This window comes from Maribacter litoralis, from assembly GCF_003075045.1.
In the GTDB taxonomy this organism is placed as follows: Bacteria; Bacteroidota; Bacteroidia; order Flavobacteriales; family Flavobacteriaceae; genus Maribacter; species Maribacter litoralis.
Genome location: NZ_QCZD01000003.1, coordinates 1 through 19,605 on the forward strand (window position 1 = coordinate 1; position 19,605 = coordinate 19,605).

Genomic DNA, 19,605 nt, shown 5'->3' on the forward strand with positions numbered 1-19,605 from the left:
GGTCGTCATCTTGTGCAAGCACAAATGTTACCCCTCGACTTGCATGTGTTAGGCCTGCCGCTAGCGTTCATCCTGAGCCAGGATCAAACTCTTCATCGTTGTTTTGTAAATATTCGTCCCAACGAAACCAAAATCTTTCCCGGCCCCGACTCTCGATTCAATTCCTTATATATACCTCGCGATATATTATATTCGTATGTTTCTTAATTCGTGTTCCTCTCGCCCAGGTCCTCACCTGAACTCGATTCTTAAATCTCCACAATATTTCAATGAACTTCTATCCACTCCGCTCCAAAGATCTTACGACATTTTCGCTTCGTTTCCCTTAGGTGTTTCCCTAAGCGGCTGCAAATATACAACTGTTTTTTAACCTGGCAACTTTTATCGAAAAAAAATATCTTTCTTTTTTTCGCCAAACCAAAACAACATATATATGAACCTATTTCCCTAACGACTCCGACTCGCATCTTCCTCGTTTGCGGGGTGCAAATCTACAACCTATTTTCCATTACACAAGACTTTTTACATAAAAAATCGGAAGACTTTCCAAACCGATACCTACCGGGCTGATTCAACGTTGTTTACATACAAAGAAAATAACAAGATTATTGATGGGGATACAATAACCAGACTAAAACCTCTCTTACTACTTATAGTTTTCAATGGAAATATCTAACTATTAAGAAAAGAAATTCCACACTAACCCAAAACGTATAACAAAGTCACGATAAGGATAATTAGGCGCGGCATAGTAGTCATACCCAGAAAAAGAGGAATTGAAATGTTCTGCCTTTAAATAAATTCTGGTTTGCTGAATTCTTGCATTAATAAAGAAGTCTAACAAAGGATAGCCACCCAACTCTTCTTTGTTCTGCACATAAAATTCACCTAGAACAGGATTATAACCATTCATATTATACGCAGTGAAATATTTAAAAGTGACTCCTGTTTGCAAATACATTGCTTTTTTAAAAACATCGGAAGAAAAATACAATGTATTTCTAGTCACCAATTGAGGTACATTAAGCACTTGAGAATCTTGAGTGACGTTTTGATACATTACCGTATTGTTCAAAGCAAACATACCGACTTTAAATTCCTTTTGATACTTCACTTTTAAATGAGATACCGTATTACCTTCTTGCAATGGTTTTATAAAAGCATTATCCATACCATCAGCAATTTCTTCATCTGAGACCGGAGCAAAATATGTGTAGTTATCCAAATTACTGTATTTGACCATTAAGTTACCCCATGTTTTAGAAAACAGCTCTCCTTTTAAGCTACTTGCCCTCTCCTTTTCAAAAACTTCACTATTATTCCAGTTATAGTTTAAATATTCGCTTTGATATAACAAGTAATTAAAATTTGGCAACCTTGTTGATGTATGCAGCGAGAATTTTATTTTGTTGTTCTTATTCAAGCTATATGAAGCAGATGCGTTGAATACATTGCCAGCCAATTCACCTGATAGATTATACCGTAGATCTGCTTTGAAATCAAAACCACCTATTCGTTTTTCATAATCACCTACTAAACCAATCTCAGTTCCATTAAGCCTATTAGGAATAACTGTACCATCCTCTTCAATAAATACACTATTAAAGTAATAGTCGTAATTATACATATTAACACCACCAACCAACTTACCCAAGGTTTTATTATAAAATTGAATATTTGCCTCGTTGTAAAATGTTTTTAAAATAGCCTTATCATCTATTTCGCTCAATATGGCGTCACCAAACAAAGTATCGTTACTGCTTTCTAAAAATTGATAATACTTGGTCTCATATTCAAAACTATGCCCTATGGAAAGAGCGGTTTTTTCAAATCGTGTAGAATCGAGTTGTGTTCTTACCAATTTATATTGATGGTCTAAGTAATATCTTTTACCTAAAATTTTATTGTTGGCATCATCCAACAATACATCGACTCTTGGTCTATTGATAAAATCTTCGTCACCAGACTCAAACTGCTCCTCTCTATCTGACAGACCCCCATTTTCTTCCGACTCGATATTTTGGGCAGCTATATGAGCTCTTAATGTATACCTCCCATTCTTTGATATATAATTAGTTGTTGTAGTAAAGTTACCAGACTCTATTTGTGTATCATTATATTTGCCTAGAGATCGAAACCCAATATACCCAATTGAAAAATTTAACCTTCTTGATGTGTTAAACGCTAAATTCGCATCTAACAATTGCCCTTCTTCCAATGTTGTCTTAAAAAACAACTCTGTCATTGGTGTGGCAACATTATAATATTTGACCTGTTCTCTTTCCAAGTATTTACGGTCTTTCGCCAATGCGCCTAAACTTGGATAACTACCTACTCTTTCGAAATTCACACCAAGTTCATTATATGCCTGCCCAATGTTACCAAATGGCATTAGCTCAAAATCATCTTCACGTAAATAGTTGTACTTATATTCTTTTTGAATAGTTAGGGTGGTATCTAAATAAGTTGTATCCCTTTCAAAAGAAATAATCTTATAATCCTCTATAGTCAAAGTTATAGAGTCGTTTTCCATTTTTTCTTTTGGGTTTATTGGCTTTGTCTTTTTACCAAGTGAAAGCGAGTCATTCTTTTTCTCTGGTCTTTCGATTGGGTTTTGTCCTAAAACAATCGAAGTAGTCAAATACAATAAAACTAGAATTATATATTTCATGAAGTATAATTACCCTTGCAAAGTTAATTTTTTTGTTGCTAAGTAAATGTGAAAGTTTAAAGGACTTTATGAGCCTATCTATAATCGACGAACAATTTAATATCAAAATTTAACTACGTTGTCTATAATTAAAAGAAATATTTTTCTGATTTTTATAAAAAAATGTTAATGAAAATAGTATTTCTTAATATAGCTGCTCTTTTTGCAGTTATAACTGTTAGTGCGCAATTCAATGAAAATGCGCCGTGGATGAAAGAATTAAAATCAAATCAACAAACATCCAAAACCGTTACCTCTACTAATTCTTTATATGAAATCTCCAAAGCATTTAACGAGTATTGGAGCGATAAGGATTATTCTAAAAAAGGCAGTGGATTTAAACCTTACAAAAGATGGGAGAACTATTGGAAGCATTATATCGACAAGAATGGTAACCTCCCCACTTCAAGTCAATTATGGGAATCTTGGCAACGTAAACACGAAAGCACAGGTAAGGCAACGAACCCTATCGCCAACTGGAACTCAATAGGTCCCTTTACCCACGACACTTATTCAGGAGCATTAAATGGGCAAGGTAGGGTTAATGCTATTACCGTAGACCCAAACAATGAAAACATATGGTATGTGGGTGCACCTGCAGGTGGTATATGGAAATCAACAGATAGTGGTTCTTCTTGGGTAAATTTATTTGATGATTTTCCACAGATAGGAGTTTCAGGTATAGCAGTAGATCCAAACAATTCACAAATTGTTTATATAGCAACCGGTGATGATGATGCAGCAGATTCATATAGTGTTGGTGTTTTTAAATCTACTGATGGAGGAAATAGCTGGAATGAAACTGGGTTAAACCCAAGCAACTCCAACGTTAACTTATTAATGAGCGAAATTACCATAGATCCAACCAACTCGAATATCATTTGGGTAAGCACCAGTGCTGGTCTTCAAAAATCTACAGATGCAGGAGCTACTTGGACAGTTAAAAGAGGTGGTAATATTCAAGATTTCAAATTAAAACCCAATGACCCCAACACTATATATGCAGTATCCTCAAATACTTTTTTCAAATCCACAGATGGCGGAGAAAATTTTGTTGAAATCACAAATGGTATTCCTTCAAGTTCAGGTAGACTTACTATAGGGGTTAGTGAAGCAAACCCATCTGGAGTATATGTTTTACGAGCACTAACAGGAGGTAATAGCTTTGCTTTTGGTGGATTGTACAAATCACTGGACAGTGGAGAGTCTTTTACTAGAACGGCTAGCGAGCAAGATATTTTCGAATCGAACCAAGCTTGGTTTGATCTTGCCATAGAAGTTTCTCCCACAAACTTTAACGAGGTTTACACAGGATGCCTAAATGTTTGGAAAAGTACCAACGGCGGAGATACTTTTATTCGAATTAATAGGTGGAACGTTACAGACCAAGGATATACCCATGCCGATATACATACCATTAAAATATTCAACAATAAACTTTATGTTGGTAGTGATGGTGGTATTTATATGTCTGAAAATAGAGGTAGTTCTTTTACCGATTACACGGCAGGTATTAGTATAAGTCAATTCTACAGAATTTCCGTTGCAAAGAACGATGTTGGTAAAATAACAGGTGGACTACAGGACAACGCCGGATTTATTAGAAACCAAGAACAATGGCATGTTTTTACCGGCGGAGATGGTATGGATTATGAAATTGACCCTAACAATAGTAGTTTAGTCTATGGTTTTGTTCAGTTTGGAGGAAGTTTATTTATCTCTTCAGATTCTGGACAATCTGTTGGAGTTGTTGCAGCACCAACAGATGCCAATGGCAACACCATACAAGGAAATTGGATTACCCCTCTAGCCATAAGCTCAGACGGTTCTGTTTATGCCGGCTTTGATGCTTTGTACAAATTAGAAAATAACCAATGGAATAAAATTTCCTCTTCAATTGGAACAGGAAATATTGACGACCTTGAAGTTGACCCCAATAATCCTGAAACTATATTTGCGGCTGAAAGTAATATACTTTACAGAAGTAGAAATGGTGGTGCCACCTTTAGCCTTATTAAGGTAATGGATTCTGAAATTTCAGATATGGCTATTAACTCAAATGATAGTAATATTATTTATCTTACCACATCTGACAGAGTGGGCATTGCACAGAATGAACAACCTTCAGAAAGAGGAGTTTTTAAGGTTACTATTGGTGAATCAGAAACAATTTCAGAAAACATCACCTTCGATATTCCAACCGATCAAGCATTTTTCTCAATAGCTCACCAAGGCAGACACACCGAAAACCCAATATATGTTGGTACCAGTTTAGGTGTTTATAGACTAGACGACACCATTACAGAATGGGAAGAATATTATGCCAATTTACCAAATGTTGCAATTAGTGATCTTGAAATTAATTTAGATGGAGAAAAAATAATCGCTTCTACTTATGGAAGGGGTGTTTGGGAATCTTCCATACCTATACAAATACCAAATAATGAAGTTAGACTCGTTTCTATAACCCCGAATTCAAACGAAGTTCTGTGCGAGGCATTTGCACCTACTGCAACAGTTGAAAATCAAGGTTTGAACCCAATAACACAAATTGACATCACTTACATTATTAACGACAACTCTAAAACTTACACTTGGACAGGTAATCTACTGAGTAATGAAACAGAGACAATTGAATTACCAATTGAAAACTCAATTCCTTTTGGCACTTCGAATATATCAATATCAGCTACTATTGCGAATGACAGTTATGACGATAACAATACTCTTGAAAATAGATTTTTTATAAATACACCAGGTTCTGGTGGCGAAATCAATACGTTTGAGACAGAAGAACAATCATTAATTAACTATAATGACGGTAGTTCTGAAATTGTTTGGCAAAGAGGAACCCCCACGGGAACAAAACTTAACACTACCACTTCTGGTACAAACGTATATGGAACAAATTTAAGTGGCGAACACCCTAATAGCACAAAGGCTATTTTACTCAGCAACTGCTATGACATGTCAACAATAATTGCCCCCGTTCTTAAATTCAACATGGCTTATGACCTAGAACTTAATTTTGATATCGTCTATGTAGAATATTCTATTGACGGTGGTTTGGAATGGGATATTTTAGGCAATATAGAAAGTAAACCCAACTGGTATAATAGCAATAGAACCAATGCCTTATCTGAAGAAGACGATGATTGTCAAAATTGTCCGGGCGCACAATGGACCGGGGAGAATACCGAAATGACCGAATATGCTTATGACTTTAATCTTAACGCAGCCAATGGTGAGCGCAACCTAACAGGTGAAAGTAATGTTGTATTTAGAATAGTTTTTCAGTCTGACCCTTCAGTTACTCAAGAAGGGGTAATAATTGATGACTTAGTTGTTGATGGCTTACCCGATGATGAAGACGATGATGACGACGGAATTTTGGATATTGACGACAACTGCCCATTAATTGCAAATGCTGACCAGTTGGACACCGATAATGACGGAATTGGTGATGTTTGTGATACAGATGATGATAACGATGGAATTTTAGACGCCGATGACAACTGCCCTCTAATTGCAAACGCAGATCAAGAAGATGATGACCTAGATGGAATTGGAAATCTCTGCGACAACGATAGTGATAACGACGGGGTACCAAATGATATTGACCAATGTAATGACACACCAAATGGAACTATAGTCAACACAACTGGGTGCGAAGTTTTTTCATTACCTAATACTAACTTTCAAATTCAAACTATAGGTGGATCATGCAATGCCAGTAATAATGGAAGTATAATAATTACGACCGCAAATACATCATTTACATACAACGCGGTATTAACTAGTACAGCGACTTCTGTTACCAATAGTTTTACAGATGAAAGTATATTTGGCAATTTATCTGCCGGTAATTATCAATTATGTATAACTGTAGAAAATCAAGCAGATTATGAAGTGTGTTATGATTTAATTATTTCTGAACCCAGTTCATTATTAGTATCCGCTAAAATAAATTCATTGAACAACGAGGTTACACTTAGTTTAGAAGGTGGAGAATTGTACACCATATTTTTAAATGAAAAAATGTATTCCACTACAGCAAAAGAGATAACCTTACCATTGGATAGCGTTAGAACATTAATCTCGGTTAAAACGAATTTAGAATGCCAAGGTGTTTACTCTGAAGAGATTGTATTAAGTGACAAATTATTTATCTACCCCAACCCAATCGAAGAGGGAGATTTAACTATACAACTGGGTTCAAACTCAGAACAAGAAGCTACTATTTCCCTATATAAACTTAATGGGATTAGCGTATTTTCTAAAACCATGATACCTAATAATAATGAAATTAAATTAAGTGTAAATAATTTAGCAACAGGTGTCTATATCTTAAATATATCATCTGGCAATACGCTATCTAATTACAAAATAATAAGAAAATGAGAATATCAAAATACATAAGCTGTACACTTTTAACAAGTATACTTTTAATTTCTTGTGGGGGCGGCTCCGACAGCGAACCCCCTATTGATCCTGTTGTGCCAGTTGTACTAGACCCTAGTGCTGCTACCCTTATATTCCCTGATGACAACACGGAATGCAATGAAGGTATAATAAATGCAAATGACGAGTCTAAAAGCACCGTAAATTTTCAATGGTCTACCTCTGAAAATACAGACTCTTACGAAATAAAAATTAAAAACCTGGATACTGGAAGTGTTACAACGGCCATTTCATCAACTAATCAAACAGATGTTTTAATAAATAGAGGAACTCCATATGAATGGTATGTAATTTCACTTGCCAACGGAGCTTCGTCTACCGCAACAAGTGATACCTGGACATTTTATAATCAAGGACCAGGAATTGAAAATTACGCTCCATTTCCCGCGGTAGCAATTAATCCGCAAAGAGGAGCAACAATTTCAAACACGAATACAACAGTAACTTTAGAATGGTCTACCTCAGATGTAGATGATGACATAATATCTTATGAAGTTTTATTTGACAATATTGATGCCCCAACAACATCTTTAGGTACAACCATAGAACCAAATATCGAAGCTACAATTATGACGGGTAATACTTATTACTGGAAAGTAATTACAACAGATTCTTTTGGTAACACCTCCAGTTCCGAATTGTTCGAGTTTAGGGTAGAGTAAAAAAAAGCCATAGACATGTACATGTCTATGGCTTTTTTTTACCATTTACTAAGTTTATAAAGAATTATAATAATTAAGGAAAGTAATAACGTCTTGCTCTTTTCTAAGATTCAACTTATTTTCCTTTATATATAATTTCATTTCATTTTTTCTGGAACCAGTAAAATCTAAAATATTATTTTTAGTTAATCGTATTTTAACTGCATGATTTTCTTTATCCTTATTTCTATTGTCTAAAATATAATAAGAACTGTTCCAAACATATGTTGGAGGAGAATACTTTTCATATGAAGTACTAGGACTACGTGCCTGCTTAAGCAAGGCTTCTGGCTTAAACAACAATTTTAAACCTCCTTCATTCAAGTCTGTAAAATAACTAGTTTTGATAGATTTATCATTGTCAACATATGTGTAAATACGATACAACTTGCCTTCTATTTCTACCTTAATATAAGCCCGTTTTAAAAGCGAATAATAAGAATCCTTTGAAAGATTATCTAAAATTTCAACTTCATTGCGATAGGCATTATATCTCATTTTACCCACCTCTTCAACTTTTTCGTTTACGATTACTTCACCATGAACAAATTCCTCATTCAAGTATGGACTTCCTTTTGCCTTACTTGGTTCTATTTCAGAACTACTAGTTACGAAATTAACTATTCCTTCTTCTGGAACAGGCGAATACGCATTTTGTCCATTTATATTACTAATTGCAAAATTGGCAACGAAAATTACCATTAAATATTTATTCATTTGATTCATTGATTTTAGATCAATTTAATTGTTTATTATGAATTGGAGTGTTTAAAAACTGTTATTAAAAACTTAAAAACCGAAGAAATATAACACACCTCTTATTTGCTTTATTCAATTATGCCATTTAATTGTTTAAGAAAGAAAGAGCATCACTATCCAGGTCATAATGATATGATCGCCAGTAAAAACCGGTTCCTTCAAATTCCCAAACTACTTCCTTTTCATTGGTTACTTCAATCACCCCAATTGAACCAGAGGTAATTAATGTATTACCATTTTCCAAACGAAGAGCTCCAGATACTTTAGCAGAGTAGAGATTATCTCTTGTATATTGCCATACAACTTCAGGTTCATTATTTTCATTTGGACTTAAATTCAATTCCGCCGGTAAACTAAACTCATAAACTACAGATTGTTTGCTATCACCATTTCCATTTCCATACACTAAAATATTACCTGCACCGGGTAGTCCATCTTTTAAAATATTTGGAAAATGATTGTTGTAGAATAAACGCTCACCATTCATATTGTCATAAGCAGTGGGATTACCAAAACGATAAATTAAATCGCCACCTTTACCAAAGTTACCACCTGTATCCGTTAAGATTTCTTCTGCAGTTGCACTATGATCAATTACCCAAACCTCACTAAACTGATTGACACTCAAATAAATTAAATCGGTATTTGGATCATAATCTAATCCATTGGCATGCATAATATCACCATCTGGCCCTGTCTCTTCCCTTAAAACATCTATAAAGTTGATATCAATTTTTTGAGGGTTTTCAGCAACAACGCCAAAATATGGTTTAGAATTATCCACGTCTTGAACAATATGATCCCAAGAATCCCACTTCCAAACGGTCTCATTCGATGCAGGATTGATTTCAATTATAGCCTCGGTATACACCCTTTCCTCATTACCTAAATAACCAATAGCTTTTAATTCATCTGGCAATCTTAAATCCCATACAATAGCCAATACATTTCCATTAGGCAACATTTCTACATCATGGTGAATTAAATGCTCTTCGTTTGCCAAACTATATTCCCAATCAATTGAGCTATCGGGATTAATTAATTGAATAATACCACCAAAACCTCCAAAGCTAAAATCTGGACTTTCTACTCCTAAAGAAGCTAATAACTTACCATCTGACATTAATTCCACATCATTGCCCAACCCAAATTCCAATTGCCATTCATGAATAATCTGGGCAGAATCTTTTTTCATTAAATACACCCGATCCTCAGTAGCTTCATTGATTAAAACATATCCTTCTTTTGAAGAAGAATTATCATATAGTAAAATACTACCTGTTTTCCCTAAAATTGGATACTCGGTTTGAACAGGATTTTGTGGTACCGACTCCTCTTCCACAACTTCTTCTTCCCTTTCTTCAAAATTATCAACAGTTTCATTATCCGAAGAACATGCAATATTTAACAAAAGGCAACTTAAAACACCGATAAATAATTTACATTTCATAACAAGTTATAGTTGGTTTAATATTTTGTCGTACGATAAGCCTAATCTTTATCAAAAGGTAAAAAAAAATCAGGCTAAATTGCTTCAGCCTGATTTATAATATAATTTATAATGAAGTTTCTTAGTCTATTATTGGTTTATACAAAATTCTTTAGCTTCAGAAGAACCAAAAGCTCCTCCTCCTTCTAATACATTCAAAATTGAACATGTAATTGTATAATTACCAGTAATTGTACCATCTGATTGACCGTCACCATATTCATCGAATATTGTAAAAGTATAACATCCGTCTTCTAGGTAAACTTCTTGAACATATGTATCACCTCCTGAAACATTCACAAAAGGACCATCAGATGCTACAACGGTTCCATCGACATCGGTAATCTCCCATGTAGTCTCACCTCCATATGTATCCGTAACGACAGTAACAACAATATCATTACAAATGATTTCTTTAAAATATTCGACTTCAAGTGTTTCAGAAAAAGCAACTCCGTCTGCAGGTGCTTCTAAATTCACAATTAAACTATAAACTGTTCCATCGACTAATGGGTCAAAATTTAAAGAAACATTCAATACACCACTGTATTCCCCTGCAGGAATTGTTACAGTACCAAGTGCATAATTAGTTGCATCACCTACAGTAGCATCATCAACCGTAACATTAAATGACCTGTCTGAAGTGGAAATCGTAGTAACATTTACAGGCACTTCTAACGTTAAGCCTTCGGCTGGGACAGAAACATTATATGCTGTGGTAGCAAAAGAGACACCGGTTTGTCCGTTTTCTTTGTCGAATACTATGTTTTCTTCCTCACAAGAAACAAAAGCAAATAATACCGCAATTATTAATATATATTTTTTCATAATTATATTGTTTTTAATATCCAGGATTCTGAACCATGTTTTGATTAGCATTGATTTCCGCAATAGGAATCGGCAATTGGAATCTGAAATTGTCAGCATCTAAAGTTGGGAAATCTGGAGGTGTTCCTGAACCATCGATAATATCTCCCATAGTTGAACGCTGTACAGATTCGCCACGACGCTTTAAATCAAAGAATCTATGCCCTTCAAAAGACAATTCAACTCTTCTTTCAAATTGAATAGCATCTTCCAAATCTTGACCTGATTCGCCACCATCATAGGATACATATCTTAAATCTCTAAGTTCATTTAATGTAGTTAATGCATCTTGACCTAACTCATACTGAGCTTCTGCTTTGTTCAACAAAACTTCTGCAGCTCTCATTACCTTAACATCAACACGACCATTTACCTCCCCAGTTTCACCTAAGAATTTATTAATAGCATTGTATTGATTACCACTATTTTCACCGATATAAGAAATTACACCTAATCTTTGGTCATCTTCATCAATACTGTTGTAAAAATCAAAATCAAAAGCATATTCTAAAACATCTGCAGTAGATGTAGTTTGGCTGTATAGTACCCCAACATTATTACCACTACTTTCAGATGAAGTATTTATAGCTAACTTAACCACGATACCGGCTTCATTAGCATCAGTATACATACCTTCTAACTCTTCAGCAGTAGCAAGTGGCACACTTACTTCATTCGCAGCATCAATTACTTTTTGGTATTCACCGTTATAAAGATAAACTCTTGATAATAATGCATAAACACCTTCAGTATTTAATTTACCTTGACCATTGTCCTCACCAATTAACTGACTAGCTCTTTCTAAATCGCCAATAATCTCAGCATAGTTGCTAGCAACTGTTTCTCTTGTAGGCTCAGCAAACGGGTCTTCGGTGTCACCATCTTCGACTTTAATATAAGTAATCCCTAAAGAAGAGTTTGCATCTGCAGACTGTGTAGGTATTTTACCATATATTCTAACTAAATCAAAATGAGCCCAAGCTCTAATTGCTAATGCTTGACCTAGAATGTTGTCTTTATCCTCACCATCACCTAAATTATCGATTTGAGCTATTACCAAATTAGCAACATTCACAGCCTCATAAGCTTCACTCCAATAATAATCTATTGCTCCTCCTGTACTTGCTACATATCTATAGTCAAAATAATTACTATTTGAAGTTCTACCTGTTCTCACAAGGATAACATTATCCGCAAGGATGTCAGGTATACCCTGTAATCCTGAACCAGGATCTGAATAATAATTCCACAACTGCTTATAAGCACCATCAACACCGTTTTGAAAGGCTGAAACACTATTGAAAAATGTTTCAGGATTCCCTTCTACGAAAGGTTGTAGATCATTTAACTCATCGTCACAGGACAAAAAGAACCCGAACGAAAATAAAAGAACTAATAATTTTATGTTATTTTTCATTTCTAACTTTTTTTTTGTTTTTAAAATCCTACTTCAACACCAAAAGTATAAGACCTTGTGTTTGGATAGCTAAATAGGTTAAATGACCCTGGCACAAAACCAGTATCTCCAGGCTCACCAGATTCTGCAGAACCTAAACCAACTTCTGGGTCACCATTGAATTCTGTGATAGTAAATAAATTCTGACCAGATACAAAGAACCTCAAAGAATTCAATCCAATACCATCTATCATATCTCTAGGCATATTGTAATCAAGCGTTACAGTACGTAATCTTAAATAATCCCCTTTTTCCAAGAATCTAGTAGAAGTTTGGTCTGCATTACTCTGATATATTGGATTTGGCAATACATCAGTATCACCTGGCTGCTTCCAATAGTTAAACGCTTCAACTCTTTGGTTAGAAGCAATATTCCCTATTGAAATACCTGATGAACGTTGGAAGTTATAGATATAATTACCTCCCTTGTAAACAAAATCACCTCTTAATCCGAAACCTTTATAAGAAAACGCAGTATAGAAACCACCTTCAAAATCGGCTATTGGCGATTTACCCTCTTGAATTTGTTGAAAGCTATCACTAAATTCATTAGTTACATTTCCATCAAGATCATAATATAAAGGTTCACCATTCGCAGGGTTAACACCTGCATATTCTACTGCGTAGTAAGAATTAATCTCTTCACCAACACGTAAAATGTTATCTCCAAATGTACCTGTTATGATATCTTCACCATCTACCAATTCAACAACTTCGTTGTCTATAAATGTAATGTTACCACCTAGAGTCCATTTAAAATTCTGAGTTCTAATAACATCTCCGCTTAAAGAAACTTCAATACCTGAATTCTCTAGCTCACCAATATTTGAGAAAATAGAGTTGTTTTCATCACCAACAGTATAAGAAATTGGGCGATCTAACAATAAATCTTGAGAGTTTTTCTTAAAGTAATCCACAACACCATTTAATCTGTTGTTGAACAAACCAAATTCAACACCTACATCAAAAATAGCCTGAGACTCCCATTGAATTTGAGGGTTACCCACACCAACAGGCAAAGCAGTTGTTTGACCATTATACGTATTTGCAAAATCTAACAAGTTTAAATATTGGAAATCACCAATGTTTTGGTTACCCGAAGTACCGTAAGAAGCTCTTAATTTCAACGTATTGAAAATAGAATTCTCCATGAAGCTCTCATTAGCAATGTTCCAAGCAGCACTACCACTATAGAAATAACCGTACTTATTATCTGGACCAAATCTAGAAGAACCGTCACGTCTTACAGAACCAGAAACAATATATCTTCCATCGTAGTCATAATCAACGAATAAACCTTGAGAGAATAAAATTCTTCTAGATTCATTTGAACCTACAGAAGTTGCTTCTGCAGCTACATTTAAATATGGAATATCTGGAGAAGGAAAACCTCTACCTGATGCAAACATACTCGTAGCAATATTCTCATTATACTCCAACAAGAAACTCGCAGAAAGGTTATGAAGACCATTAAATGTATCTGAATACGTAAATACGTTATTTACGTTGTATTCGAAATCAACATTCAAATTATCTGTTTGAGTACCTGGAAAAGCAGCAGAACCGACAATTGAATTTAAAACACCACCCGCTATTGAACGAGATGTTCTATTATATCTATTACTGATTAAACCTACACTGAAATTGTTAGAAAATTTCTCTCCGAACGTCATACCAGCACTAATATTACCAATTAATAACAAGTTTCTAGTATCCTCTGGCTCAGTAATTAAAGCATTCGCAACTGAAAAACCTGATCTAGTTGGGTTATATATATTATTACCTTGATCATCAGTCACCAATGACCCATCATCATTCGTTAAAAACAAAGGCTCATAAGGATTATAATCATACATAGCCCTAAATGGGTTTTGAACATTATTTCTATCCCTTGGCAAATCTGTTGTACTACGTGATACTGAAACATTTGCTCCAATATTCAACCAATCTTTAGCTTGGTAATTGGTATTCAAACGAGCTGAAACTCTTTCAAAACCATCGATATTTTCAATGATACCTGTATTCTTATCATAACCTAACGATAAATAGTATGTCAACTTTTCATCTCCACCAGAAACAGAAAGATTGTTCGACTGAATTATAGAATTCTTAAGCAAAGCCTCTTGCCAATCTGTATCTAACGCATTTAATCTTGAAATTTCCTCAGGAGTTGCAGTAGCACCTGGCAAGCTAGTAGCAGCACCAACACCCAAAGCAGCATACTGACGCTCTAACTCAAGTTTCTGAGTAGTATTCATTAAATCGAAGTTGTTTGGAATCATTTCACCGAAACCATAAGAAGAAGAGAATTTAACTCTTGCATCACCTGCTTTACCCTTTTTAGTGGTAATCAATACAACACCATTCGCACCACGAGAACCATACTTAGAAACGGTAGCCGCATCTTTCAAAATTGAGAAAGTCTCAATATCGCTCGGGTTCAAGTTACTAATAGGATTAAAGTCTCTTTCCGTATCGATAGGAATTGGAACACCATCAATTACATATAATGGGGTAGTCTGCGCATTAATAGACCCTACACCTCTAATTTGAACGAATGCAGTGTTACCAGGTCTACCGTTCGCTGCCGTAACTTGTACACCGGCTGCTTGACCCTGTAAAATGTTATCAATACTGGTAGAAGGAACAAATGCCTCTATCTTTTCGGTAGATACGGTAGATATTGCAGATGTAGAAAGTTCTTTTGACCTAGAACCATAACCTACAACAACAACTTCTTCCAATGCCTCAGCATCTTCTTCCAATTGTACATTAATGGTGTTGGATGCACCAACATTCATTGTCACTGTTTTTTGACCTAAATAAGAAAATCTTAGTTTGTCACCTTGATTTACATTAATGGCATAGTTACCATCAAAATCTGTTTGAGATCCGTTCGTTGTACCTACAACTACAACAGACACTCCCGGTAAAGGCAAACCGCTTTGATCGGTTACAACACCGGTCACTGTTTTTTCCTGTGCAAAGGAAAATGTCATGAAGAACACCAATAAAGGTGTCAACATCCACGTCAACTTCTGTTTCATAAAATTTGTTTTTGAATTAGCTTGCGCCAAAAGTCCAAAAATTTGCTTAGTATTCCAAAAGCTATCTTAACCCAAAAAAGTTATATGTTAAAAAAACACTTATTATTATTTTTTCTTCTGTAAATCGACAAATTTGTTGAAAATAAAACAATTATTTAACAATAAATCAATATTTAAAATTCAAAATTTTAAGTTAAAAAAAACATAATGCTTCTTAAATTTTATAAAAATATTAACGAAACCGGTACAGATGAAGCCGGAAGAGGTTGTTTGGCGGGACCTGTGACCGCCGCAGCAATAATTCTGCCAGAAACTTTTGAGAATTCAATTTTAACAGATTCGAAACTCTTAACCGAAAGCAAAAGGGAGCTACTTGAGCCATTGTTGAAAAATGATTGCATATGCTATGGCATAGCTCATATTCAACCAAAAACTATTGATGATATCAATATCTTAAACGCCTCTATCTTAGCTATGCAAACTGCCATTAAATCCTTATCACAATTGCCTAGTCATATCATTGTAGATGGCAACAGATTTAAACCTTACCAAAAAATACCACATACGTGCATAATCAAAGGTGATTCTAAGTACATGAGTATTGCCGCTGCTTCCGTTTTAGCTAAAACCGCACGAGACGCCTATATGCTTAAACTACATGATGAATACCCCATGTACAATTGGAAAAAGAACAAGGGCTACCCCACTAAAGAGCATAGAGCAGCAATTAAAAAATACGGCATTACAAAGTATCACAGAACATCTTTTAAACTATTACCAGACAAGTGAAAAAATTTTTCAAATAGTATAACTTTACAGAAATTTAATTTTCATGAGGCCATTACTTGTTTATGTAGTTATTGCTCTGCTATGTTTTAGCTGTACATCTAAAAAAAAGAACGAAAACTCGCCGCTAGAAGTGATACCCGAAAACGCCAGTTTAATTCTACAGATAAATGATTTTGAATCGGTCAAAAACGAGCTTTCAACTAATGAAATTCTGAACAACCTAGGTTCAGAAAAACCTTTCTCCGAAATTAAGACCTCTCTCAAAAGTTTAAATTATTTTTCCAATATAAAACAAGGGCTACTTGCACTAACTGTAGATAGCGTAAACCTAGACTATACATTTATTACCAACGATAGTCTTTCCATTGATAAATGGAACCAATTACCTAACAAAAGTAAAGAGAGCCTTACATACCATAATTATACGATTACAGCATATACCATTGACGAAAGTACTTTTTACACCACGAACCTTAAAGAATATTGGGTACTCTGTTCTTCTCAACAATTACTTCAAGAAAATATTAGCTCAATAGATACACCCAATAAAAACAGTTCTTTTAAACAGTTTTATGATGTAGCGAATAATGAGAAAATGATAAACATATGGTTAGATATCGACAAGGGCAATTCGTTACTTAACCACCTTCTAGACAAAGACCATAAGATTTCCGATTTTGCAAGTTGGATAACACTCGATGCCACTTTACATGGCACTGAGCTTATATTAAGCGGCATAGCACAGCCGAATACAAAAAATCAACAATATTTATCGTTGTTTGAAAACACAAAACCCATAGAGAACAAAATTTGGAGGCTGGCTCCTAGTAACAGCAACCATATAACTTCTTTTGGGTTTGATGAATTTAAAAAATACATTTATAATAAGGATTTAAACAACACTCCCACCCAAACAATAGACTCCCTCTTAAACACGGTTGAAGAAATAGGTTTTACCGAAATAGAAAATGAAAAAGTTCTCTTTTTAAGAACTTATGGTACTGCTACACTACTAGATTACCTTAACAATGAAAAAGTAGATTCGGAAGAGTTTAACGGTAACGACATATGGCAATTAAAGGCAGATAATACAATATCAGTTCCTCTTCAACCATTAGTAGGGGAGACTGAATTCCCTTATGCTACCATAACTGAAAACACCTTTATTTTCACAACATCTAAAAATAGTTTGACTACGGTTATTTCTAAAATTAAAAATGGTGACACCTTTGACAAAACCTCCTTGTTTAAAACCATCGAAACCAATCTCACTCAAACATCAAGTGTATTATCCGTGTCAAACTTTAATGGTGTTTCATCACTTTTAAACGAATCTGTATCCAATACCCTCGCAAATTCAGTGAGTAAAAGTAATTTAAAAGATTATGTTTTCGCTTCACAAATTATTGCCGATGACGGATTTTACCACACTAATTATTTAATTAAAAAAGTTACAAAAGAAGAGGTACAAAATACGGTTTCGCAAGCTTTTGAAACCCAATTCAACACCGATCTTGCAACTTTGCCCCAATTTGTAACCAACCACAACAACGGCAGAAAAGAAATAGTGGTACAAGACCAAGAAAATACACTATATCTGATTTCCAATACAGGTAAAATACTGTGGAAAAAGCAATTGAACGGTACCATACAAGGCAAAATACACCAAGTTGATCTTTTTAAAAATGGCAAGTTACAGTTGGCATTTACCACAAACAACGAATTCATAATTTTAGACAGAAATGGAAAAGAGGTCAAACCATTTACCTATAATTACACAGGCGGCAACCTTAACCCGCTATCTGTATTTGACTACGAAGGCAATAAAAACTATCGATTTGTTGTAACTCAAGGTAAAAAAGTTGACATGTATAACAGTAAAGGCGATATTGTAAAAGGGTTTACTTATGATACAGCAGAAGCTAACATTATAGATTCTCCGCAGCACTTTAGAATTGGAAGAAAAGACTACCTTGTTTTTAAGCTGGAAAACGGGAAACTTAAAATTTTAAACAGGATAGGCAAAACAAGAATAAATGTAAAAGACACATTTTCATTTTCGGACAATGCCATAAGACTTTATCAAAACAAGTTTACGTTTACTACTATAGATGGAATTTTATACCAAATAGATTCGCAAGGTAAAATCTCGTCAAGTAATTTAAACCTGGCTAAAGAACATGGAATGGATGCTACATCTAGAACTTTAGCGATAATGAACGATAATATCCTACAAATACGCGATAAAAAAATCGAACTAGAGTTAGGTGTATACTCCAAACCTACTATTTTCTATCTCAATGATAAAATATACGTAGCTGTCACCGACATTCAGAATCAGAAAATATATGTGTATGATAGCCAGGCAAAACCCATACCTAATTTTCCAGTTTTTGGAAGTTCAGTTATTGACATGGCAGATATGAACAGAAACAAAAAGCCCGAATTTGTTTTTAAAGACCAAGAGAACAGCATTAATGTATACAAAATACGATAGTACATACAAATGATATCTCCGCAAGTGAATACTGACCGATTATACATTTGATTCAAATAGATCAATAGATTTTCATATTTTCAAATAGTTATTAATCAGAACCTTAACTATAATAAAATGAAAACTAAATTATTTGTATTTACTTTTTTAATCTGTTCTACCGCTATTATAGCCCAAGACAATTGTAGCACTTTCTACCCTATGAACGAAGGTGTTTCAATGGAATACACCAATTATAACAAAAAAGGAAAGGTTCAAGGCGTAAGCACGTACAAAGTTGTAGAGGCAACTAATTCTGCCGGAACAACCAATGCAACAATGGCTATAGACATGAAAGACCAGAAAGGAAAAGACGTCTATAGCACTACTTATAATTTATCATGTTCTGGAAATATGGTAACCTTGGATTACGAATCTCTACTACCGTCTGAAATGATGCAGCAATACGGTGATATGGATATTGAAATATCGGGCAATGATATTGAAATACCCAATGAGCTTAGCGTTGGCCAACAACTTAATGACGCCAATGTTGCAATGAAAATTAGTATGAGCGGCATTAATATGAATATGACCGTAGATATGACCAACAGAAATGTAGAAAAAAAAGAAAGTGTTACTACCCCTGCCGGTACGTACGATTGCTTTGTACTCTACAGTGAAAACCGATCCAAAATGATGATGGCAAACCAAGTGTACCCATCTAGAGTATGGCTTGCCAAAGGTATAGGCATGGTAAAACAAGAAACATATAAGAAGAACGGTGATCTAATGAGCAGTACCATGCTTACCGCACACAGCAAATAGATTAATGTCAAAACATAAAAAA

General features: G+C 34.7%; 11 protein-coding genes and 1 rRNA gene. 5 read left to right on the forward strand and 7 right to left on the reverse strand.

Going from position 1 to position 19,605, the window contains the following annotated elements; genetic code table 11:
- Both DCS95_RS11525 and DCS95_RS11535 read right to left on the reverse strand, forming a co-directional pair.
- Positions 1-99: ribosomal RNA gene (locus tag DCS95_RS11525) — 16S ribosomal RNA — on the reverse strand; the annotation flags it as partial.
- 580 nt (positions 100-679) lie between these two features.
- A complete protein-coding gene (locus DCS95_RS11535) occupies positions 680-2,671 on the reverse strand; it encodes a putative porin (RefSeq protein WP_116770957.1) in 1,992 nt (663 codons plus the stop codon).
- A 168-nt stretch (positions 2,672-2,839) separates the two neighbouring features.
- Here DCS95_RS11535 and DCS95_RS11540 point away from each other — a divergent pair, with 168 nt between their 5' ends.
- Both DCS95_RS11540 and DCS95_RS11545 read left to right on the forward strand, forming a co-directional pair.
- Positions 2,840-7,111 (forward strand): thrombospondin type 3 repeat-containing protein, encoded by a 4,272-nt coding sequence (locus tag DCS95_RS11540; RefSeq protein ID WP_244178447.1) that lies wholly within the window; start codon positions 2,840-2,842, stop codon positions 7,109-7,111.
- Positions 7,108-7,833: a hypothetical protein gene (locus DCS95_RS11545; protein ID WP_116770959.1), complete on the forward strand. Its 726-nt coding sequence runs from the start codon at positions 7,108-7,110 to the stop codon at positions 7,831-7,833. The genes DCS95_RS11540 and DCS95_RS11545 overlap by 4 nt, the downstream gene beginning before the upstream one ends.
- Positions 7,834-7,887: 54 nt before the next feature.
- On the opposite strand, the gene DCS95_RS11550 is transcribed toward DCS95_RS11545, so the two are convergent.
- The 5 genes from DCS95_RS11550 to DCS95_RS11570 form a co-directional block, all read right to left on the reverse strand.
- Entirely contained in the window at positions 7,888-8,589 is a 702-nt protein-coding gene (locus DCS95_RS11550; RefSeq protein ID WP_164674177.1) for a hypothetical protein, read from the reverse strand.
- Between the two features lie 127 nt (positions 8,590-8,716).
- The gene (locus DCS95_RS11555) at positions 8,717-10,081 is read right to left on the reverse strand and encodes an aryl-sulfate sulfotransferase (protein WP_116770961.1); all 1,365 of its coding nucleotides are present in this window, start codon (positions 10,079-10,081) and stop codon (positions 8,717-8,719) included.
- A 129-nt stretch (positions 10,082-10,210) separates the two neighbouring features.
- Positions 10,211-10,948 carry a DUF1735 domain-containing protein gene (locus tag DCS95_RS11560; RefSeq protein WP_164674178.1) on the reverse strand — a complete coding sequence of 246 codons (738 nt, stop codon included), beginning with the start codon at positions 10,946-10,948 and terminating at the stop codon, positions 10,211-10,213.
- Between the two features lie 13 nt (positions 10,949-10,961).
- Positions 10,962-12,404, reverse strand: coding sequence for a RagB/SusD family nutrient uptake outer membrane protein (locus DCS95_RS11565; RefSeq protein ID WP_116770963.1), 1,443 nt, complete (start codon positions 12,402-12,404; stop codon positions 10,962-10,964).
- A gap of 20 nt (positions 12,405-12,424) precedes the next feature.
- Positions 12,425-15,490 carry a SusC/RagA family TonB-linked outer membrane protein gene (locus DCS95_RS11570; protein WP_116770964.1) on the reverse strand — a complete coding sequence of 1,022 codons (3,066 nt, stop codon included), beginning with the start codon at positions 15,488-15,490 and terminating at the stop codon, positions 12,425-12,427.
- A 207-nt stretch (positions 15,491-15,697) separates the two neighbouring features.
- Here DCS95_RS11570 and DCS95_RS11575 point away from each other — a divergent pair, with 207 nt between their 5' ends.
- The 3 genes from DCS95_RS11575 (at position 15,698) to DCS95_RS11585 (ending at position 19,583) form a co-directional block, all read left to right on the forward strand.
- Positions 15,698-16,279 carry a ribonuclease HII gene (locus DCS95_RS11575; protein ID WP_116770965.1) on the forward strand — a complete coding sequence of 194 codons (582 nt, stop codon included), beginning with the start codon at positions 15,698-15,700 and terminating at the stop codon, positions 16,277-16,279.
- A 43-nt stretch (positions 16,280-16,322) separates the two neighbouring features.
- Positions 16,323-18,776: a ribonuclease HII gene (locus DCS95_RS11580; protein ID WP_116770966.1), complete on the forward strand. Its 2,454-nt coding sequence runs from the start codon at positions 16,323-16,325 to the stop codon at positions 18,774-18,776.
- Between the two features lie 117 nt (positions 18,777-18,893).
- Entirely contained in the window at positions 18,894-19,583 is a 690-nt protein-coding gene (locus DCS95_RS11585) for a TapB family protein (RefSeq protein ID WP_116770967.1), read from the forward strand.
- Positions 19,584-19,605: the final 22 nt, after the last annotated feature.

Coding starts and splice junctions, on each gene's coding strand:
- DCS95_RS11555 (WP_116770961.1), bottom strand. CDS start 10,081: ATGAAATGTAAATTATTTATCGGTGTTTTAAGTTGCCTTTTGTTAAAT.
- DCS95_RS11560 (WP_164674178.1), bottom strand. CDS start 10,948: ATGAAAAAATATATATTAATAATTGCGGTATTATTTGCTTTTGTTTCT.
- DCS95_RS11550 (WP_164674177.1), bottom strand. CDS start 8,589: ATGAATAAATATTTAATGGTAATTTTCGTTGCCAATTTTGCAATTAGT.
- DCS95_RS11580 (WP_116770966.1), top strand. CDS start 16,323: ATGAGGCCATTACTTGTTTATGTAGTTATTGCTCTGCTATGTTTTAGC.
- DCS95_RS11585 (WP_116770967.1), top strand. CDS start 18,894: ATGAAAACTAAATTATTTGTATTTACTTTTTTAATCTGTTCTACCGCT.
- DCS95_RS11575 (WP_116770965.1), top strand. CDS start 15,698: ATGCTTCTTAAATTTTATAAAAATATTAACGAAACCGGTACAGATGAA.
- DCS95_RS11545 (WP_116770959.1), top strand. CDS start 7,108: ATGAGAATATCAAAATACATAAGCTGTACACTTTTAACAAGTATACTT.
- DCS95_RS11570 (WP_116770964.1), bottom strand. CDS start 15,490: ATGAAACAGAAGTTGACGTGGATGTTGACACCTTTATTGGTGTTCTTC.
- DCS95_RS11565 (WP_116770963.1), bottom strand. CDS start 12,404: ATGAAAAATAACATAAAATTATTAGTTCTTTTATTTTCGTTCGGGTTC.
- DCS95_RS11540 (WP_244178447.1), top strand. CDS start 2,840: ATGAAAATAGTATTTCTTAATATAGCTGCTCTTTTTGCAGTTATAACT.
- DCS95_RS11535 (WP_116770957.1), bottom strand. CDS start 2,671: ATGAAATATATAATTCTAGTTTTATTGTATTTGACTACTTCGATTGTT.